Annotated in this window: 24 protein-coding genes; 6 read left to right on the forward strand and 18 right to left on the reverse strand. The window is 59.0% G+C overall.

What is annotated here, in order from left to right:
- Nucleotides 1-584 precede the first annotated feature (584 nt).
- Nucleotides 585-890 carry a hypothetical protein gene (locus tag CFA80_RS00125; RefSeq protein WP_088518351.1) on the forward strand — a complete coding sequence of 102 codons (306 nt, stop codon included), beginning with the start codon at nt 585-587 and terminating at the stop codon, nt 888-890.
- Between the two features lie 13 nt (nt 891-903).
- Here the strand turns inward: CFA80_RS00125 and CFA80_RS00130 are convergent, their stop codons facing one another.
- Nucleotides 904-1,266, reverse strand: a complete 363-nt coding sequence (locus CFA80_RS00130) for a hypothetical protein (RefSeq protein ID WP_088518352.1) — start codon at nt 1,264-1,266, stop codon at nt 904-906.
- A gap of 484 nt (nt 1,267-1,750) precedes the next feature.
- Between CFA80_RS00130 and CFA80_RS00135 the strand changes: the two genes are divergently transcribed.
- Nucleotides 1,751-2,104: a hypothetical protein gene (locus CFA80_RS00135; RefSeq protein ID WP_088518353.1), complete on the forward strand. Its 354-nt coding sequence runs from the start codon at nt 1,751-1,753 to the stop codon at nt 2,102-2,104.
- A gap of 80 nt (nt 2,105-2,184) precedes the next feature.
- Here the strand turns inward: CFA80_RS00135 and CFA80_RS00140 are convergent, their stop codons facing one another.
- From CFA80_RS00140 to CFA80_RS00165, 6 genes are all read right to left on the reverse strand, one after another.
- On the reverse strand, nt 2,185-2,565 hold the full coding sequence (locus CFA80_RS00140) for a hypothetical protein (RefSeq protein ID WP_088518354.1): 381 nt from the start codon (nt 2,563-2,565) through the stop codon (nt 2,185-2,187).
- Entirely contained in the window at nt 2,562-3,128 is a 567-nt protein-coding gene (locus tag CFA80_RS00145; RefSeq protein ID WP_088518355.1) for a hypothetical protein, read from the reverse strand. The genes CFA80_RS00140 and CFA80_RS00145 overlap by 4 nt, the downstream gene beginning before the upstream one ends.
- Nucleotides 3,129-3,481: 353 nt before the next feature.
- Nucleotides 3,482-4,009, reverse strand: coding sequence for a hypothetical protein (locus tag CFA80_RS00150; RefSeq protein WP_088518356.1), 528 nt, complete (start codon nt 4,007-4,009; stop codon nt 3,482-3,484).
- Between the two features lies 1 nt (nt 4,010).
- Complete coding sequence (locus CFA80_RS00155; protein ID WP_088518357.1) at nt 4,011-4,274, reverse strand: hypothetical protein; 264 nt, start codon at nt 4,272-4,274, stop codon at nt 4,011-4,013.
- Nucleotides 4,271-4,759: a hypothetical protein gene (locus CFA80_RS00160; RefSeq protein ID WP_088518358.1), complete on the reverse strand. Its 489-nt coding sequence runs from the start codon at nt 4,757-4,759 to the stop codon at nt 4,271-4,273. Before CFA80_RS00160 ends, CFA80_RS00155 begins: the two co-directional genes overlap by 4 nt.
- Nucleotides 4,760-4,775: 16 nt before the next feature.
- Nucleotides 4,776-5,015, reverse strand: a complete 240-nt coding sequence (locus CFA80_RS00165) for a hypothetical protein (protein WP_159454594.1) — start codon at nt 5,013-5,015, stop codon at nt 4,776-4,778.
- A gap of 416 nt (nt 5,016-5,431) precedes the next feature.
- On the opposite strand from CFA80_RS00165, the gene CFA80_RS00175 reads away from it, so the two are divergent.
- Complete coding sequence (locus tag CFA80_RS00175) at nt 5,432-5,803, forward strand: hypothetical protein (protein ID WP_088518361.1); 372 nt, start codon at nt 5,432-5,434, stop codon at nt 5,801-5,803.
- A gap of 75 nt (nt 5,804-5,878) precedes the next feature.
- Here the strand turns inward: CFA80_RS00175 and CFA80_RS01080 are convergent, their stop codons facing one another.
- The 9 genes from CFA80_RS01080 to CFA80_RS00215 all read right to left on the reverse strand — a co-directional run bounded on the left by CFA80_RS01080 (nt 5,879) and on the right by CFA80_RS00215 (nt 12,581).
- Nucleotides 5,879-6,136 (reverse strand): ribbon-helix-helix protein, CopG family, encoded by a 258-nt coding sequence (locus CFA80_RS01080; RefSeq protein ID WP_143549646.1) that lies wholly within the window; start codon nt 6,134-6,136, stop codon nt 5,879-5,881.
- A gap of 428 nt (nt 6,137-6,564) precedes the next feature.
- The gene (locus CFA80_RS00180) at nt 6,565-7,146 is read right to left on the reverse strand and encodes a hypothetical protein (protein WP_088518362.1); all 582 of its coding nucleotides are present in this window, start codon (nt 7,144-7,146) and stop codon (nt 6,565-6,567) included.
- A 261-nt stretch (nt 7,147-7,407) separates the two neighbouring features.
- The gene (locus tag CFA80_RS00185) at nt 7,408-8,736 is read right to left on the reverse strand and encodes an AAA family ATPase (RefSeq protein ID WP_088518363.1); all 1,329 of its coding nucleotides are present in this window, start codon (nt 8,734-8,736) and stop codon (nt 7,408-7,410) included.
- A gap of 3 nt (nt 8,737-8,739) precedes the next feature.
- Nucleotides 8,740-9,057 (reverse strand): hypothetical protein, encoded by a 318-nt coding sequence (locus CFA80_RS00190; RefSeq protein ID WP_088518364.1) that lies wholly within the window; start codon nt 9,055-9,057, stop codon nt 8,740-8,742.
- 29 nt (nt 9,058-9,086) lie between these two features.
- Nucleotides 9,087-9,482, reverse strand: coding sequence for a single-stranded DNA-binding protein (locus CFA80_RS00195; RefSeq protein WP_088518365.1), 396 nt, complete (start codon nt 9,480-9,482; stop codon nt 9,087-9,089).
- Nucleotides 9,483-9,620: 138 nt separating this feature from the next.
- Entirely contained in the window at nt 9,621-9,827 is a 207-nt protein-coding gene (locus CFA80_RS00200) for a hypothetical protein (protein WP_088518366.1), read from the reverse strand.
- A 105-nt stretch (nt 9,828-9,932) separates the two neighbouring features.
- On the reverse strand, nt 9,933-10,469 hold the full coding sequence (locus CFA80_RS00205; protein ID WP_143549647.1) for a hypothetical protein: 537 nt from the start codon (nt 10,467-10,469) through the stop codon (nt 9,933-9,935).
- Nucleotides 10,470-10,565: 96 nt separating this feature from the next.
- Nucleotides 10,566-11,750 (reverse strand): tyrosine-type recombinase/integrase, encoded by a 1,185-nt coding sequence (locus CFA80_RS00210; protein WP_245281129.1) that lies wholly within the window; start codon nt 11,748-11,750, stop codon nt 10,566-10,568.
- A 309-nt stretch (nt 11,751-12,059) separates the two neighbouring features.
- Complete coding sequence (locus CFA80_RS00215; protein WP_159454595.1) at nt 12,060-12,581, reverse strand: DUF3551 domain-containing protein; 522 nt, start codon at nt 12,579-12,581, stop codon at nt 12,060-12,062.
- Between the two features lie 845 nt (nt 12,582-13,426).
- On the opposite strand from CFA80_RS00215, the gene CFA80_RS01095 reads away from it, so the two are divergent.
- Entirely contained in the window at nt 13,427-13,648 is a 222-nt protein-coding gene (locus CFA80_RS01095; protein ID WP_088518371.1) for a hypothetical protein, read from the forward strand.
- On the opposite strand, the gene CFA80_RS00230 is transcribed toward CFA80_RS01095, so the two are convergent.
- Together CFA80_RS00230 and epmA are read right to left on the reverse strand one after the other, a co-directional pair.
- Complete coding sequence (locus tag CFA80_RS00230; protein WP_088518372.1) at nt 13,627-14,670, reverse strand: lysine-2,3-aminomutase-like protein; 1,044 nt, start codon at nt 14,668-14,670, stop codon at nt 13,627-13,629. The two genes, CFA80_RS01095 and CFA80_RS00230, sit on opposite strands and share 22 nt — an antisense overlap.
- Before the next feature lie 89 nt (nt 14,671-14,759).
- Nucleotides 14,760-15,818, reverse strand: a complete 1,059-nt coding sequence (epmA, locus tag CFA80_RS00235; protein ID WP_088518374.1) for an EF-P lysine aminoacylase EpmA — start codon at nt 15,816-15,818, stop codon at nt 14,760-14,762.
- A 166-nt stretch (nt 15,819-15,984) separates the two neighbouring features.
- Between epmA and efp the strand changes: the two genes are divergently transcribed.
- Both efp and CFA80_RS01125 read left to right on the forward strand, forming a co-directional pair.
- On the forward strand, nt 15,985-16,551 hold the full coding sequence (gene efp, locus CFA80_RS00240) for an elongation factor P (protein ID WP_088518373.1): 567 nt from the start codon (nt 15,985-15,987) through the stop codon (nt 16,549-16,551).
- Nucleotides 16,552-16,704: 153 nt separating this feature from the next.
- On the forward strand, nt 16,705-16,912 hold a 208-nt coding region (locus CFA80_RS01125; protein ID WP_210187759.1), incomplete at its 3' end, for a hypothetical protein.

Consider the following 16,912-nt stretch of genomic DNA (forward strand, 5'->3'; position numbering starts at 1 on the left):
CGTCCGGTTCGGCCATAATGATCCCGATGTTTCCAAGGGGCCGCCGCACCGTGCCACGTGTCTCCCAGATCATGGTGTCACCCATCGGTTGGTGAAGCACCCCATGCCCCTTCGGTGAAAAAACTATCCGCTCGCAAATTGCGCCCGACCTAACGCAACCCATCAAATTCTCGCTGCATTTTGCATATCCGGCGATGCCTGGACGGCGAGCAGCGGCGAAACTGCTCACGCGCGACGAGGCGCACAGGATTGCAGTCGATAGTGCTGTTTGGCATGAGAGATATATTGCCGGCCAAAAGTCCGGGCCGTTCTTGCCTTTCGGCTTCGGAAGCTGATTCTACCGCGAGTGCATGGTGCCATCATCGCTCATGCCCTCCCCCCGCCCTGGTCCGTCGAGGAACTAGACGCCCTGCTTTGTCAAATTGAAAGCCGCATAAAAAAAAGACCCCAGCATCGGGGCCGGGATCTTTTGTAGAAATCGGGCGCTAGGGGTGTCGGGGGATGGGGAAAAGCGCCCGACATGTCGTTACCTTAGGCCGGCGACTATTCTGAATCTGTATAGAATTGCTCACTCTGAATCGACGGTGGATTGCGGCAAACATCGCCAAGCTGCCGGAGTTACTAACAAATCGGATTTGAACATGATTGAAGCGGGATTCAACTTAGTTGGCTTGCTGTTCACGGGTATCGGTGCGTGGATTGCCTCGCGCGCCGTCATCATTACGCACGAACAAGCCACGCAGCTCAGCGGGCCTTATTACGGTGGCAATAATGCCTTGCGCGACTCGCTTCTGACTCAAAGTCATGCCGCGCGAAAAGGGTTATGGTGCATTGTCGCCGGCACTGGATTGCAGATGGTTGCCCTGATCTATACCCACGCGACGTGGTAACGCGGCAAGCTGCTCAGCCGCCCCGGCGGTCCCTTAGACGCTCGGTGCAGGGTATTGCCGGATTGTTGAATACATGGTCGGGAAAATCCTTGGGCTTCAGCTTGCGGCCAATGCGCTTTTCCAGACAGCCGATGCAAAGGCAGCCGCCCCACGGCTCCATGCCGGCGTTTTTCCATACGGCATCGCGCACGATGTAGATCTCGGAATCCTCAGTGACCGTCAGCGGGACTTCGCCATCGCGGTTCATTAAGAACTCCGCTAGCTCGCGCGGCGCCGCCCCGGGGTTGGTATTGTAGCCGCAGTCAATGCAAGCGTGGTGTTCGGACTGATAGCCCTTGAGGCTTAATGGCTGCTCATCTTTGTGAAGAATGGTCATGGGAAATCATCCCCACTTGAGCCCGGTGACGTCGTCCCACGCAGCGTCGAAACTCGAGCCGACGCCGCGGCCTCTTATTTGGCGCGGCACCTTTGCCGAAGGCCCGGCGCTCATACCAATTTCCCATGCGCCGCCTTCCCCTTGACGGTGAGGCCGAACTCGTCGGGGTCTTTTAGCTGGCGAAGGCACTCAATAAGCTGTTGCTCTTGCTCCGTCAGAACCATATCCATGTTTCGCGCCCCCTGACTGTCCAAAGAAAATCGCGGGGCAAGCGCCTGCCGGCCCCGCGCCGATCAATGATGTAGTCGTATCGCTGCGCCTAGTGCTGCAGCTCGAGCGCGTCGAGTGCCGTCTGCGCTGAAGCAGACTGCTCGAAGAGCCCACGCATGGTCTATTTTGATCAGTTTTAATTTTGGCAGTAGCCCAGGATCACAGCGAATTACATCGCCGTACTGCCGGGACTGCTACAGGAAAGGACCAAGCCATGAGTCGATGGCAAGAACTCGTTGACAACGTACTTACCGATCTGCAGACGGAGACTCCTGGTGCTGGCGCTTTCCGAGTTAACATCGACCAAAAAATCTGGGGAGCCGAACAAAAAGTATCGAAAGCAATCCCGACGACAGCCGACGAAACGACAGTGCGGCGACTTCACGGCTTTCAGCGCGAGCTAATTGAAACATTATCCAAGCAACTGAAAAATGATCCCGCAAACCAGATTTTGCGGGAAGCTCGATCCTTACTTGAAAACCCGTGGCTCCGCGTCACCGAACATCGGCGACCGGACCTAGCGGGCGAACGACATCGCTCCTTTTCAAAAATAGCTCAGACCGCGTGAATAGCCGGGGCAGAGGCGTGGTAAGCCATGAACTAAGCGCCAGCGCGGGGCAAGCGGCTGCCGGCCCCCCGCCGATGATGCTATGCGGATTGCTTTTCCTTTGGAGGTTCAAGCCCCGTTACGCTACAGACCGCCTCGACTAGCGCACGAATGCCCTTCTTGTCCCAATCGAGATCATCGAAAGGTTTATCCCAGCAGTCGCACGGCGCATGAATGGCAACCATAGCTTTGACGCGCAAGCCGGTAAGCGTGTGCACCGGGCTCGCCATGATCTTTTTGGCAAGTTCGCAAGTCTGCCGGTCGAGCGCATAAAACCTGTCGCATACTGCTCCTTGGCTCTTGTTCTTGGCCGCAATCGCAGCCTGAAATTGAGGCCACAATCGTTCGAGCGCTTCGCCAAATACTAAAAGCTCGGCATCGGGATTGTCGCCGGGCTGATTGTCGACTTTTAGGTTGCTCATGACCGCACCGCTGCTTCCTCGTCCACTTCGTCATTTGCTGCATCGCTTGCGACGATCGTTAGGGCGCCGAAAGGATCCTCGGGCTGAGGCAACGCTCCGAGCATTCGTATATTTCGAAAAATCGTTCCGAGCAGGGGATTGCCGTTGTCGTGTTGATATAACTCCAGATCAGCCAAGAGCCATGCTTCTGCCTGCCACGCGAGATCGACGATCGAGTGTGGCTCATGATCGAGCATGGCCTCGGCGACGGCCCATCGCTCATCACTGAGGCGGTCACACTCGGTTTGTCCATGCTCGTCCTTTTCATCATTGTCGGGCATTTCTGCGTAGATTTTATCGCGAGCCACACCTAGTGCTTGCCGGCGGGGATCGTTGTGATCGAGATCACGGTATTGTTCGTCCGTGACGCCGCTAGCCGCATAAAAGCGCCTATCAAATTCATCGCTCCAAAGCGATTCCCGCGCGCTGAATTCCAGGTGCCACGCACGGAAGCGCACAAACCGCTCAATCAGGTCAGGCGGAAGTGTGCATGACGGCGCAGCGGCGGCAGGCGCGGCAAGCATCGGTAATGCGGCTGCGCTGGCTACGAGAGTGCGACGGCTTAGATTTGCATGTGACATGACATTGCTCCTAGCTGTGGGTGAAAAGCACCGGCCAGGCGAATGCCACTCAGTTTTTTGATATGAAGAGTTGGGCATGAGGCGCCGTCCGTGGTGCCTTGCGTCAAGTGGCCGTCGGGCGTTTCTGCGCTCGACGGCTGCGCCTCGAACAATGCGGCGCTAGGAAGAGTCGCGTCAATCAGGCGGCTGTTTAAAACACGCTGTGACACGCTGTGTGACACGCTGTGACACGCTGTGTGACACGCTGAATTCTCGACTTGTACGAGAAATAATTTTTGTTTGATCCACAACGCCGATCAGTATGGCGCTCCGGTCGTGTACGGGCCAGCCGGATTAGGAACATCGGAAACGTAACCACCGCCCCCGCTTCCCATGCCGCGCATGCCACCACTCAAGCCGCCGACAATATCGCCAGCAACAGCGATCTTGCCCGACAGCAACGCATTAGACGCCGCCGAGCGCAGATAGGCGGCGTCGGCTTCCTGTTGCTGCACTTGGCTGAGAATATTTGTAACGGCAATGGTCTTTTGTTCTGTTCCAACTTGTTCGGCATAATCGCGCACCGCAACGCCCGTTGGCGATGTCGGGTTGGCCCGCGCCGCCGCCCGCACCGCATCGATATTGCCGAGCGTGATATTGAGATTGCGCGTTATCTGCGCATTAGTCTGTGTGGCTTTCAGTTCGCCGTATTCTGCGGCGCGCTGCAATTCCTCGGCCTTGAACGTGTCGCCGGCCGCGATGCCTTCGGCTTTGGTGTAGTCGCCATAGGCTTGTAGACCGATGGCCCCTAGAGATAATCCAGCCGCCGCCCCGCCCGCACCCATTTTATGTCAATCCTCGTCTTGCAAATTCGATGATGGCGAGACTTTTAACGGCCGCCGCTATCGAATGATCTGGAATATTTGAGCCGATGCGAGCGACAAACGCAGTCGCCGCGGCCCGCGAACACAGTGAGTTAGGAGACTTTCTCAGGATGTCCTCGATTGCCTCGCCGATTTGCTCCCGATACAGATCGAGCAACCTCGCTTCCTCGATCAGCACATCAAGGGGTTCATCGAACAGAATTGCTTTCTGCGAGATCGTGGTCATGTCACCCGGCCTCGTGTCGTTTGCCAGCGCGCGATCGCGGCGCGGCGGCCGAGCTCGCTAGCTTGGCGAGGCGTAAGATTCTTTCGGCTATTCGCGCCGCCTTTCTTGCCTATTTTCTTGAGGAAACGGCGGGTCAACTCAACATGCACAGCGCCGCTACGCACGCTCGATTCATTGCGCTTCGGCAAGCGATCGCCGACCAGCGCAATCGCTTCTGGATCCTCGACCATGACCAGCTTCACGCCGAGAATTGTCAGCAATGGACCAAGCGAAAACATGCCGACACGGCGCCGCGGATTCGGTCCTAAAAGCCACTGGATATAACCGCGCGGCAATCCGGCAACATCTGCCGTATCCTCGCTGCCAACCGCGAATGCGCGTTCCTTCGCACGCATCCGCATTGCTTCAAGCATGCCACCGTAATCACTAAAGGAAGCGATAACGCTTTGCTGCGCTTCCGTAGCTTCTGCTAATTGCTGCGCCACTGCGGTCAGCTTTCAGCTAAGGATTGCTCGCACTAGCGGTATAATTGAACGAGGCGACTACGGTATTAGGCGCGCCAGCAGCGCTTGTGCCGAGAACATTCTGCGAGCCGGACTTGGTGCCCTGTTGCGATTGTATCTGTTGCGCGACGAGTCGCAGCACACGCGCGAGATAGGCGGCTTCCGACGATTTCCTGTCGTGGACCGGATCGGTGACGGTGACGGTGAGTACGCTCATGCCGCCCTCGGATCTTTCCACGGCGGCATTTTGCTCTGATCGACTTCACGCGCTCGCTTGAACCGCTCGGCCGCCGACAATGTGGACGGCGGAGGCCCAGCGCCGGGTATCGACGGCTGGCCTTTGAGCCACTCATCGACAATTTTCGCGGCGGCGGCGACGTGGGGCGGTGGTTGGTTGTTCGTGCTGTCGGTCATGGTTGCAGCTTACCTTCGCACCTCAATCTCTCTTCAACCTCACGGCGCTCCTCCGCATTCAATTTTTTCGGTTTGGATGCGGCGCCGAATTTACCCCCAGGGCGTTTCCGTAATAGGCGCGGTCGCGATGGCGTGTTGCCGAAGTTCCTAATCCGCGCAAGGGCACCACCGGACATCGCATCAATCCGTCTGCGAACGGGTAAGCGTTGTGCCGGCGCGAAATTCTTGGCCCTGCGGGTCATGGCGCACGTTGACGGGAACGGTGCGGCCCTCGGCATCAGTCTCTGTCGCGTGGAATTCATCTTCGACATAAGCCGCTCGTGTCATGCCGCTGGTCCCGATCGGCGTATCCCGCCTATTGCGCCACAGCCCAAGTTCTTTCTCGCGTTGGTCGAGCAGATCCGAGCGGGCATCTTGGCCGCGCTTGACTCCTTCGGCCGCCAGAATGCGCCGAGCCGCTGCCGCTGTTTTGCGCTCGCTTTCATCGTCGCGCGCCTTGCACGCCGCGATGTGCTCGGCTTCTCCTCACAAATTCCGCTGTCGCTCGTTTTAACCGATGAGCTGCAGCCTCATAATCGCCAATGGCCTTCGCCACCGTCTTCGGATTGTTAAAAAACTTCAAAAACTCTTTCGTCACCGCAAACATTTCTGGCGGAAATGGCATTGTCGGTTCGGTGATTTTGTCGCTCATGCGGCCACCCCTTCGCCCTGGTTTTCAAGCGCCCGCGCCAATGCAAGCCGGGCGAAGTTAGCAACCGAGCGGTGCTCACGCTCAGCCGCCGATTTGACCCGCGCCAACATTTCGGAATCGACCGGGACCGAAATTTGAGGCTGTTCCCGCTTTTGCGCGTTCTCACTCATTCCGCAAATCCTCGTCGTGGTGTTTCGCGTAAATTGATAGAACTTGTTTGAAGCTGGCAACGTACCGTCGCGAAGTTCTGGCACTCCAAAAAATTCGGAGGTCTCATTTCTAAAATGAACGCTCAATTCTGGAGCCGCGCGCGGAACTCGAAACTTTTCCTGCCGGTCGCCTCTCAGCGGCGTCGGCCGAATTCCGACGATCGCAGGAGTGCCTTGTTACAGGTCGTGACATGCTGCGGAAACCAAGCAAATACGCGTGCATGTACGCGCGCGCGCTAAACCTTCGCCTTGCTCGCATGACAGGACGTGACAAGCTGACTGCCGATCGAGGCTGCGGCGTAGGATGCCCTGCGCTGACTCAGCCGTGACCGCTGGTGAGCGTTTTGCACGATCAGGTGACGGAGGAAGGCGCGCCAATCATCGGCGCATATTGGCTGCGTGTTGGACATGGACAGTCACCTCAATCCGAAGTGCCTGTGTTTTGCGGATTTCCATGCATAATGCTCGCTACGTTACCGCTTTGTCGGGGCGGTATACGGGTCAAAATCGAAGATTGGATCTCCGTTCGCGTCGAGCCGGCGTCCGTGGGCGTCACGCCTTGGCTCGTGCTCGATAGCGGGCGCCGGCTTTGCGTCGATCGTCACGGGCTGGGGGGCGTTCGATTGTTCGTATTTACCACGCGGAACGATGCAAATAACGATGCCCGGTGACGACGCATTCAGCGGACGCGCCGTTGCCTCTGCGTCGAGCTGTTCCAGCGCGCGGACCGCAGCGACCTGCGCCATGCTATTTGCCGATTTGTCACGGACACGCTGCAAGGCGCCTTCGTTTCCGGCACAGATGGCCTCTCGAAAGGCCCTCCGCTCGCTTCGCAATAGCGCCCGCACCTCGGCGCGGTCGAGATACCTGCGCATCACATCGGGCTTAACGCCGGCTCGTTTCGCGGCTTCGATGAAATCGAGCGGCGCGCAATCAGGATCATCAACCTCACCATAGACCATCAGCACGATCGCAGCGCGCACGGATCGCGGAATCGGCCGCGGGCGCTTCAACTCGCGCGAACCGGATGCTGTGAGCGGTGGATTTGCCGGCATTTTCGAAAACCTATTCGATTGCTGCGCGCTCAAAGTACCTAATTCTCGCCTTCTCAGGTTGTCCGATGATTGGCAACGTGCTCTCGCGCTGCGGATTTTGGCGGACGGCCTGTCCTGTTTGCGTGCCATCGCATGGCACGGGTCCGGTGCTCCACTCCAGTGCTCCGTCCCTAAGGGGACTGGAGCAACTGGAGCACTGGAGCAGAACCGAGACCTTTGAGGCCGACTGGTTGCTCCAGTTTGCTCCAGTTGTGCTCCAGTTCATTGCATTGTGAATAATTCGTCTTCGGTGAAACCGTTCGTGGGGATTTCCGGCTGGAACGGTCCGGGCGTGTAGAACGCGCGCTGCCGGCGATCGTCGCCGGTTCGCTGTTCGGTGGCCAGGACCTTGTTTTTTGTCCACTGCTTGAGGATTTCTTTTATGCGGGCAATGTCCTTGGCGTCGCCTTCGGGGCCGCGGCCGTCGTGTGTGACGTCGAGGTGCAGGTGTTCTGCCAGCTTGTAGCCGAGCCAATGTGGCGATCGACTGTCGGCCCGATATGCTCCAGTTGTGCTCCAGTGGCGCGCCAGTTCCATGTCAGCCGTGGTTATGCCTTTGAAGGGGTCCGGCGGCTTCCACGAACTGGAGCACGCAACTTGGTCGCCGTTGGGCAGATTTTCGATGAGCAGTTTCATCCATTCAGCCTTGCCGATGGGCCCCATATTGGCCTTGCCGTTGGCGACGCGGATGTGCAGTCGGCGATCGGCTTCGACGATGCCGAGTTTGGTCGCTTCCTCGGGGGACATGAAATTGAGCACCCGAGCGGACCGCACCGCCCAAATGACGGCCGATGCACCGCGGGCGTCTTCGACGACTGTTTCGGCCTGGCCCGGTTTGGGCTTGCCGGGGTGATGAAAAACTTCGGCGGCTGAGTTGGTGTTTGCAACGATCGCGCCAAAGCCTTCCTTGATGACAACATCCATGGCGCCGTTGTCATTTTCCGGCACGCTGTGAAACGAGATAAGGGGATCGACCATCAGTACGTCTAGTCGATTGTCCCGAAGAAACGCTTCCAGTTGCGCGACGGCGCCGGGATCGAGCCTCGGTGCGTTCCTGACCATCATCGCAATCCTAATCGGCTGATCGCGGACTGATTTGACAAACAGTCGGCCACCGAGGTCGGATTCGGTTATGCCGTAGCACTGGCACGTTGCGGCCACCCGGCGATCGAGCTCGTCCTGATCTTCCTCGCCATTGAGCAGGCCGACGCGCAGCGGCTCACACAGCAAAGCTTCGCCGGTTTTGAGATTGCGCCCTGCCGTCATCGACACGGCCTCGTAGATTGCGAGTGTGGTCTTGCCGCGGCCGCCGGCTGCGATCGTGGCACCGACGGCGCCCCGGATGTAGTGTCGACCGTAGAGATAGCGCCGCGGCGGGATTGTCTCTGGATCCCGCCACCATGGCTTGCTATCGATCGGCGCTTTCTCCTCGCTGCGGGCTTGAACTATCGTGCTGCGGCTCTTCGCAGGCGCCGGTTTGTGATTAGGCGGCCGCGTCTCATCCATCGCGGCGCAAAACTCTTGTTCAAATTTAGTCTCAACCTTCGCCATGGTTCACCGGAAGGGATTGCGGGCGAACAAGCCCCACCTGATTAAATGCTCAATGGTCTCGCCGGCCGCATAAGGCGGATGATCACCGAGGTCGGCGAACAAGCCCGTATCGATCGCAAGCTGCCGAAATTCATCGTGGATGACGTCGGTTGCGGCTAATTTTCTAGCTGCTCGCACCGCGGCCCAAAACGTTCGTGCGCGCTCCGTAATTGGGCCCGTTCGCTCCAGCTTTGGCCGCACGTAATCGATGGCCTGGGCCAAATGATCGACGGCACGCGACTGCGGTTCGAGGCCGTCCTCGGCTATCTGCGCGATGCTCATAGCGAGCCGTCCTGTATTGCGCTCAGCGTTCAAAACGGGATCTCATCGTCGAAGGCAACACCGTTGCTCGGTGTGGTCGATGTCCGTGCCGGCGCACTGTTCTTCGGTTTTCGATCGGGCTTATTGCGGCCGATGCGGTGCGTTGGCTCACATCGGAAGGCAGCAACGCTCAGCCCGTGGCGTTCATTGCCATCGGCGCCTTGCCAGGTGTCGAGTTTGATGGTGCCCTCGATGTAGCAGCGGTCGGCCTTTTTCAGTTCGGCTGCCTTCTCGGCGGCTTTGCCAAACACGGCGACTTGTACCCACTGCACCGCGTCGTCTTTGCCGACGCCAACTCGCAGCCGCACCCAAGGCTTGCCGGCTTGCGATGTTCGCTGTTCGGCGTCGGCGGCGATAAACCCGTAAAAGGCGCAGTCGATCGACATCGGCGATCTCCTAATTGATTGGACGATCGCGCGAAGACTTGCGTGCGACTAGGGCTGCGGCTATATCGGGCGCCTCGACCTGCAATCGAAACCGCCTTTGCCCCGGCCCGTGCAAAATCCCGCGCGGGTCGTGGTGTTTTAGGCGGCTGCAACTTCCATCTGCTGCCGCCACATTGCGGCACTTTCATCGGAAATTAGCTTCCGACCAAGGACCGCCATCTCGCGCGGGCCTTTCCCCTCTTTTTTCAGATTGTAGTAGGTTGCCCGGCTGATGCCGTGAAGCTGGCAGAATTCCTCGATCGAAAAGGCTTTCTTGCCGGTCACGCTTTGATTGATCGTTTCCATCTTGGACTCGTTCGTGTTGATTTGAACACAAACGAAAGATGATCTATCGGGGCTTTAATCCAAGCGACATTTTCCGACATTAGCCGACATTAGCCGACACGATCGTTATTTCCCCTTTGGCCGGCTCCTCAAGTGTCGCTGTATTGCTCTCTCAAGGGCTTCCTCAGAGGCCGGCGGTACGTAGCCATGGTCCAATAGGTACTGGTTAATTTGGCTATTTCGCCCGCTCGCTCTCTGCCCTGCTGGAAAGCCGTCCGGCCAGAGGTTATCGATCGCTGCTGCGATGCCGCTTTCGATGGGTCGCAGTCGCGGGCGGTCAGAGCTATCCGGCGCCGAACGCGAAGGAGGAAGCTGGCAGGCAGTTTCAAATTGTTCCCTTACTGCTATCACGCTCGTCAAATACATCTGCCATGTCATCTCGCCGGGGCTTACGCGCTCGCCTCGCAGCCGCGCGCTGTAAGCACTGACCATCTTTCCGATGTCGCTAACGACTCGTTCCAGGTCGCGGTCCGTGAAGAGCACAATGATGCCATCCCCGATCGCCTGCTGTAATTCTTTCCCCGCCTCGTGGGTTGTTCGCCCGTTCCGTATCAACTCGTCGACCATCTCAACGACGCTGATCGTTGTGCCCCTGTAGCCCATATGCGCCTCCGCTGGCGCCCGCATTGTGGTCGACGCGGAAGGCCGATGCGGAAACCGGCCTTATCGGGTTGCAATCCCTATCCGCGTCGATCTCGATTACCTGATCGCCGCGACGTTGCTGTCAACCTTGAAGCCGAAGCGCGGTGCGTTCTTTCGGATTGCCTCAGCAACGTATGAAGTTGAAAGGTGGCCATAGTGCTTCTCAACCATGCGCGTGTCGGTGTGGCCGAGATTTTGCGCCACGACGAGCAACGCCGCGCCGTTCATGACGGCGTGAGATGCGTAGGTGTGGCGCAGGCAGTGGAAGTTTACCGCCGGCTTGATCTTCGCCCGGTCGCTGGCCTCTTGCATCGGCCTAGCCTGATCGGACTTCTGCCACGCTGTACCGTCGGGTTTTGGAAAAAGCAGGCTCTTCGGGTCACTGCGGTCAAGGGCGGTCTGCTTGAAGAAGCGCACGCCCTCGTCGGTGAGGTGAACGTGGTAGACCTTTTCGGTGCCATCACCTTTCCTGCTGGCCATCCTGACGGTGCCGGCGTCACGGTTGAAATCCGCGACAACCAGGCGGGCCAACTGCCCATATCTGCCGCCAGTCAGCAGCGCCGCCTGCACCATCGGCCGAAACTTGATGTCGACGGTGTTGGCTAGACGGTGAGCGTCCGCCACCTCGAGGTAGCGGACTCGAGCTTTATCCACACCTTTGTAGGGGGTGATTTTTCGCCATGCGGCATCGCTCGGCACCTTCTCGTTCGCAAATGCGAGATTGAGTGCAGCGCGAAGGGTTGTCCATATTCGATTGGCCGTGCTGCGCCGCGCGCGCCGATCGTCCTCGAGTTCGTCCGCGGTGGCACCTTCGGGCGCTGGCCGGTGCTGCTGCTTTTCCCCCGGCTTGGTTCGGACGCGCGGCAAAGACTTGGCAATACCGTTGCGCCAGTTTCGTAAATCGTCAGCGGGCAACTTGCCGACTTCCATTTTTCCAAGTTTTGGGCGGATAAATGCCGCGGCTCGGCCTTTGGCGTCCTGAATTGCTCTCGCTGATCTGCCTTCACCCTCGAGCCACTTGAAATAATCATCGAGCGCGTTGTTGACGGTATAGGGGCCGCTCTTGCCGGCGGCGGCGTGGGCCCGGCGCTGCATGAGCTCCCGCGCCTTCTGTTGGGCCTGCCGGAAGTTAAGAATGGCGACGCCATCGGCGTCGGTACGGTCATCGGCGCCGCCGTCGAGCGTTTCGACCTCGTACGCTTGTCCGCCGACATAGTGGCGGACAACCCACTTGCCGGCCACAGCGGGACTCCCGCGGCGGCCCCTTGGTTTGCGGTAGCCGAGATGGAGTCCCTCCTCGATCGCGCGGTAGTAGGGCTTCCCACGCGGTTTAAGACGCTCTCTGGCGGCGCGGCTTTCGAGTGAAGCATCACGGATTGTGCGTGCCATCTGAAGATCCCCCGCAAGGCGGAAACCGCCCGTGTCCAACAGATGTCCAATATACGCGGGAGAATAGGCTTAGACAAGCCTGGTCAGATATGGCCGATTATTCGACGTTATCGGTAATTCTTTAGACGGCCTTAGACGGCGTTAGACCTGTTAGCGGCCCTTTCACAGCGGAAACACGGGTTCGATTCCCGTAGGGCGCGCCAATGATCTCAAAGACATAGCCGACGAAATCAGGCGTGGGTCCAAAATGGATCCAATAAGCAGCGCGGAAATCGACATCGACGCGGAACGGGTTTGTGCATCCACGCAACGTGGCGTGGATAACAGTAAACCTCGCCGAACTGCCGGCGCTACTACGCAAAGCTTATTCGTCGTCGGGCAATTGACGCGCAAGCCACTCAAAAAGTCACTCAAAAAGTCACTCAAAAAGTCACTCAATATGGATAGCGCCCTCGCAACTTCCTCGGTGGATGCGGCCCGGGTGGCGGCTGGTATTGCGTATTTGGCTGGCAAGCCGAGCCCGCGCGCGGTGTCCATGCATTGTTGAAATGTTGTAAAGCCGCAATTTGTGCCGCCCGCCCGACCGCTGTAAATCGCACACCACGGATAGTTTTGCGCCTCGGCACGCGTGCCTCCTGCAACGGCAGCGACATAAGCTCCCAACAAGAGCAGCAAAATCCTCATAGCTACCTCCATCGACCGAGGCACTGAACTATTGACCCTGCACTACGGGTATTTATTCGGGGCGCTGCAAAGTCACCCCCGATGAGTAGCGCCGGATCGCGTCTCATTTACCTTTGATTAACCATCTAAGCCTATGGCTCGGCGGCATGGACGCCGATGCCCCCCCATCCGCACTGCCCGTTCTGCGGTTTGCCGATGCACTTCGCTCGCCCTGCTCCTGATGTGAGCGCGCACGGCGTATTGCAAGCTTTCGACTGCAGGTGGTGCGGCGTCGTGCTCAACGTGGCGCCCGGCGCGGAAACTTTGCAGCTCGCCACACCCCCATTGGCGCCCGGCTAAGTTCAGTATGGATGGCGACGTTGCGGGTGCGGACCCGGCGGCGGGACGTATTGCGTATTCATGGTGCAAAATGAACCGAGACCCCGCGCTGTCGCCATGCACTGCGCAAAGCTGACGAAGCCGCAATTCGTTCCCCCGCCCGCGCCGCCGCCGTTATAGAGAGCGCACCACGGATAATTTTGCGCCTGTGCTGGCGTGCCGAGCGCAGCGCTCGCGGCGATAAGGGTAACTGCCGACAGCAATAATCTCATAAACATTGCTCCTCTGTTTGAATCGACTTTAAATCGACTGGCGTTCAGCACTTATATCAACAATGGGCGCAACCGACACATCACATCCGATCAAATCGCCGCTGACGCACCGCACAATTTCAAACAAGCGTTGGATCGTTACCCACATTCTCCGCTAAGCGCTCACGTCGCGGACGCAAATCTGTCTTGCTGCCGCCACGGAATGATTCTAGCCTTGTCGATGGGCAGAGGGTGTGGTTCAGGGAGGAAAGAATCATGGCTCTGCATGCCGAGACGGCGGCACGGACGCGCTTGGCGACCTACAGCAAGAACCATTGTCCGCAATGCGGCGAGTGGCTGCTCGCGCCCGACTGGTCTGAATATTTGAACGAGCGCTGCGTGCGACACACGTGGTCTTGCCAAGACTGCGGCTACCAATTCGAGACCGCGGTATTCTTCGCTTTGCGTGAAGATGATCAGCGCGCCGCAGCCGCATAGGCGTGCCGCGCGCCTTTGAAATCGGTGATCTCTGTCCGATCGGGGCTCAAATAGTTGGGCCCGATCGGCGATTTGCCGTGGCCGCCGGGTATGTCGAGCACATATTGCGGCTGGCACAGGCCGGAATAGCGCCCACGTAGCGCGCGCATGATCTCCTGGCCTTCGGCGATTGTCGTGCGGAAATGCGCGGTGCCGGGCGCCAGATCGGCATGGTGCAGGTAATACGGTTTGATCCGACATTCGACCAAAGCGCGCATCAAAGCGCCGAGCGTGCCGACGTCGTCATTGACGCCGCGCAGCAGAACTGACTGGGACAGCATAGGTATGCCGGCGTCGATCACGCGGGCGCACGCGGCGCGCGCCCTCTCGCCAAGTTCGTGGGCGTGATTGGCGTGCAAGACTAGAAAAGTCGCTTTGCCGGTGCGCAGCGCCCGCACCGATGCAGCAGTCACTCGCTCCGGCGCCGCGATCGGAACGCGCGTGTGAATGCGAATGACTTTCACATGATCGATCGTGGCAAGTCGCGTCATCACATCTTTCAGACGGCGCGGCGGCAGTAACAGCGGGTCGCCACCGGTCAAGATCACTTCCCAGATCTGCGACGTGCGGGCGATGTAATCGAGCGCCGTTGTAAGCGCTGCGCCGGTCAGCGCGCCGCGTCCCGGCCCGACCATCTCGCGGCGGAAGCAGAAACGGCAATAGACCGCGCAGGCATTGACCAGTTTCAGAAGGACGCGGTCGGGATAGCGATGAACCACGCCGGCGACCGGGCTGTGCGCCTCGTCGCCGATCGGATCGCCGTTTTCTTGTGCGTGCGTTTCGAGCTCGCGCTCGTCCGGAACAAATTGCCGTGCAATCGGATCGTGTGGGTTCGCCGTGTCGATCAAATCGGCAAGCGCCGGCGTGATCGCCACCGCATAACGCGCCGCGACCTTTTGCAGGCCGACAAGCCGCTCCGGCTTTATGACTTGCGCTTCGACAAGTTCGGATGCGCTACGCAGGGTTTTGTTTCTTGCCGGCATGGCCGAACCTCATTTTCTCCGATTGCTTTTCGCCTGACACCTTAAGTGTCATGGCGTCAAAGAGTCATGGCGTCAAAGCGATGCGCTTTCTACTGCGACGGATCGTCGAGCGGTGTCCAGAGCACTTGATCGATCCGCCACGCGCCGGTTGCCAGCATGACAAGCCGGTCGAGACCCAGCGCAACGCCCGATGCTTCCGGCATAACGGCGAGCGCGGCGAGAAAATCGTCGTCGAGCGGATAGCGCGCGCCGTAGCGCCGCTCCTTCTCGACCATCTCCTCTTCGAGCCGCCGGCGCTGCTCGGCCGCATCGGTCAGTTCGCCAAAGCCGTTGGCGAGTTCGATGCCGCAGACATAAAGCTCGAAGCGTTCGGCGACGCGCGGATCGCGCGCCGGTTTAGCCAGGGCCGAGAGTACCGCCGGATATTCGTCGAGGATCGTGGGCCGGCCGATACCGAGATGGGGCTCGATCCGCTCCACCAAGACGCGGCTGAAAATATCGGCCCAGCGATCGTCATCGGCGATGCGGATGCCTGCAGCTTGCGCCGCATGTGCAAAATGCTCGCGAGCCGCCGCCTCATTGTTTAAGGTCGCCAAAAGATCGATGCCGGCAAAGCGCGCGAAAGCTTCCGCGACCGTGAGCCGATCAGGAGCAGCAAACGGGTCGCTCGACCGACCGCGGTAAGTGAACTGCGCCGCCGCCGCGGCACGCGCGGCCTCACGCAACATCGCCACGCAGTCGTCGATCAGCACGCCATAAGGCTCGCCGGCACGGTACCATTCCAGGAGCGTGAATTCGGGGTGATGCAACGGCGTGCGCTCGCGATTGCGAAACACCTTGGCGAATTCGACAATGCGCCGCTCGCCGGCCGCCAACAGCTTCTTGCAAGCAAATTCCGGGGACATCCGCAGATAAAGTGGCGCCGTCCTGCCGTCCGTCGTCACGAGCGCCGTGGCGAAGGCGTGCAGATGGGTCTCATTGCCCGGCGAGATCCGCAGGGTTCCAGTCTCAACCTCGACGAATTCGCGACTGGCGAACCAGCTGCGCAGCGCCGCCACAATGCGGCTGCGCGCCAACAGGATCGGCCGCCGGTCGGCATGAACGTGAGGCGCCCAAAAGCGCGAGGAGGACGGCGGAACGTGCGGCATGTCTTGGTGCGGCATGTCTTGGTGCGGCATGTCTTTGTGTGGCATGTCCTTGTCCAGCGGTGACAACAGAAATAGCTAGCGGTCAGGCTCAAGATCAGTATGGTGCGCCAAGAATCCGAAAGCCAATCCGAAAGCCAATCTGAAAGCCATTGATGTTGAGGAAGCCGTGAGAGTCATCGCCAGTTCGTTGCGCAAAGGCAATATCGTCGAAATCGACGGCAAACTCGGGGTCGTCATGGCCGCCGAGAGCATCCATCCCGGCAAAGGCACGCCGGTGACCCAGCTCGATGTCCGCCGCATCAGTGATGGAGTAAAGGTGTCGCTGCGCTTTAAGACAACCGATCAGGTCGAACGTGCCTTCGTCGAGGACCGCAAGCATCAATTCATGTATCAAGACAGCGACGGCTTTCATTTCATGAATATGGAAAGCTATGACCAGGTGGCGGTGCCGGCCGATATCATCGGCGACCAGACGGCCTATCTGCAGCCGGAGATGGAGGTGACCATCAGCCTGCATGAAGGCGTGGCAGTCGCCATCGAACTGCCGCCCAAAGCGGTACTGGAAGTGGTCGAAACCGAGCCGACGATGAAGGGACAGACCGCATCGTCCTCCTATAAGCCGGCGCTGCTGTCGAATGGCGTGCGCACAACGGTGCCGCCCTTTGTCACGACGGGGACCAAGATCGTCGTGATGACGGCGGACGGCAGCTATGTCGAACGGGCAAAAGATTGAATTTTGTTCACTGTTCACCGATTTTCCGATTTTTATCTGAATATTTATTCATCGCGCGGCGGACGCGGATCAAAAAAGCCACTTCGCGGGTTGGCATGACGGGCATTGATCGCGATAGTAGCGAGTCTCAAAATCGGGATTTGACGCTTGCGCGTGTCGAGCAAAATTCACGACTATCTGTTCGCGGCGGCGCTCGCCGGCCCGATGTTACTTGCGCCGCTTGATGCCGTATTCGCCGGCTGCAAGCCGGATCATTTCCGCGCGCCATTTTTTATCAAAAGCATGGGCGCCTGTTCGTTCGATTCCGAGACATTGAGTTTCGCCGGCACTCCGGTGCAACAAGCGATGTGCTTAATGCGCG

This window comes from Rhodoplanes sp. JGI PP 4-B12, assembly GCF_900188135.1.

Excerpts from the sequence above, each read along its gene's own strand:
- CFA80_RS00130 (WP_088518352.1), bottom strand. The coding sequence starts at position 1,266 with ATGACCATTCTTCACAAAGATGAGCAGCCATTAAGCCTCAAGGGCTAT.
- CFA80_RS00135 (WP_088518353.1), top strand. The coding sequence starts at position 1,751 with ATGAGTCGATGGCAAGAACTCGTTGACAACGTACTTACCGATCTGCAG.
- CFA80_RS00140 (WP_088518354.1), bottom strand. The coding sequence starts at position 2,565 with ATGAGCAACCTAAAAGTCGACAATCAGCCCGGCGACAATCCCGATGCC.
- CFA80_RS00145 (WP_088518355.1), bottom strand. The coding sequence starts at position 3,128 with ATGCTTGCCGCGCCTGCCGCCGCTGCGCCGTCATGCACACTTCCGCCT.
- CFA80_RS00150 (WP_088518356.1), bottom strand. The coding sequence starts at position 4,009 with ATGGGTGCGGGCGGGGCGGCGGCTGGATTATCTCTAGGGGCCATCGGT.
- CFA80_RS00155 (WP_088518357.1), bottom strand. The coding sequence starts at position 4,274 with ATGACCACGATCTCGCAGAAAGCAATTCTGTTCGATGAACCCCTTGAT.
- CFA80_RS00175 (WP_088518361.1), top strand. The coding sequence starts at position 5,432 with ATGGCGCACGTTGACGGGAACGGTGCGGCCCTCGGCATCAGTCTCTGT.
- CFA80_RS00180 (WP_088518362.1), bottom strand. The coding sequence starts at position 7,146 with ATGCCGGCAAATCCACCGCTCACAGCATCCGGTTCGCGCGAGTTGAAG.
- CFA80_RS00185 (WP_088518363.1), bottom strand. The coding sequence starts at position 8,736 with ATGGCGAAGGTTGAGACTAAATTTGAACAAGAGTTTTGCGCCGCGATG.
- CFA80_RS00190 (WP_088518364.1), bottom strand. The coding sequence starts at position 9,057 with ATGAGCATCGCGCAGATAGCCGAGGACGGCCTCGAACCGCAGTCGCGT.
- CFA80_RS00195 (WP_088518365.1), bottom strand. The coding sequence starts at position 9,482 with ATGTCGATCGACTGCGCCTTTTACGGGTTTATCGCCGCCGACGCCGAA.
- CFA80_RS00200 (WP_088518366.1), bottom strand. The coding sequence starts at position 9,827 with ATGGAAACGATCAATCAAAGCGTGACCGGCAAGAAAGCCTTTTCGATC.
- CFA80_RS00205 (WP_143549647.1), bottom strand. The coding sequence starts at position 10,469 with ATGGGCTACAGGGGCACAACGATCAGCGTCGTTGAGATGGTCGACGAG.
- CFA80_RS00215 (WP_159454595.1), bottom strand. The coding sequence starts at position 12,581 with ATGAGGATTTTGCTGCTCTTGTTGGGAGCTTATGTCGCTGCCGTTGCA.
- CFA80_RS01095 (WP_088518371.1), top strand. The coding sequence starts at position 13,427 with ATGGCTCTGCATGCCGAGACGGCGGCACGGACGCGCTTGGCGACCTAC.
- CFA80_RS00230 (WP_088518372.1), bottom strand. The coding sequence starts at position 14,670 with ATGCCGGCAAGAAACAAAACCCTGCGTAGCGCATCCGAACTTGTCGAA.
- epmA (WP_088518374.1), bottom strand. The coding sequence starts at position 15,818 with ATGCCGCACGTTCCGCCGTCCTCCTCGCGCTTTTGGGCGCCTCACGTT.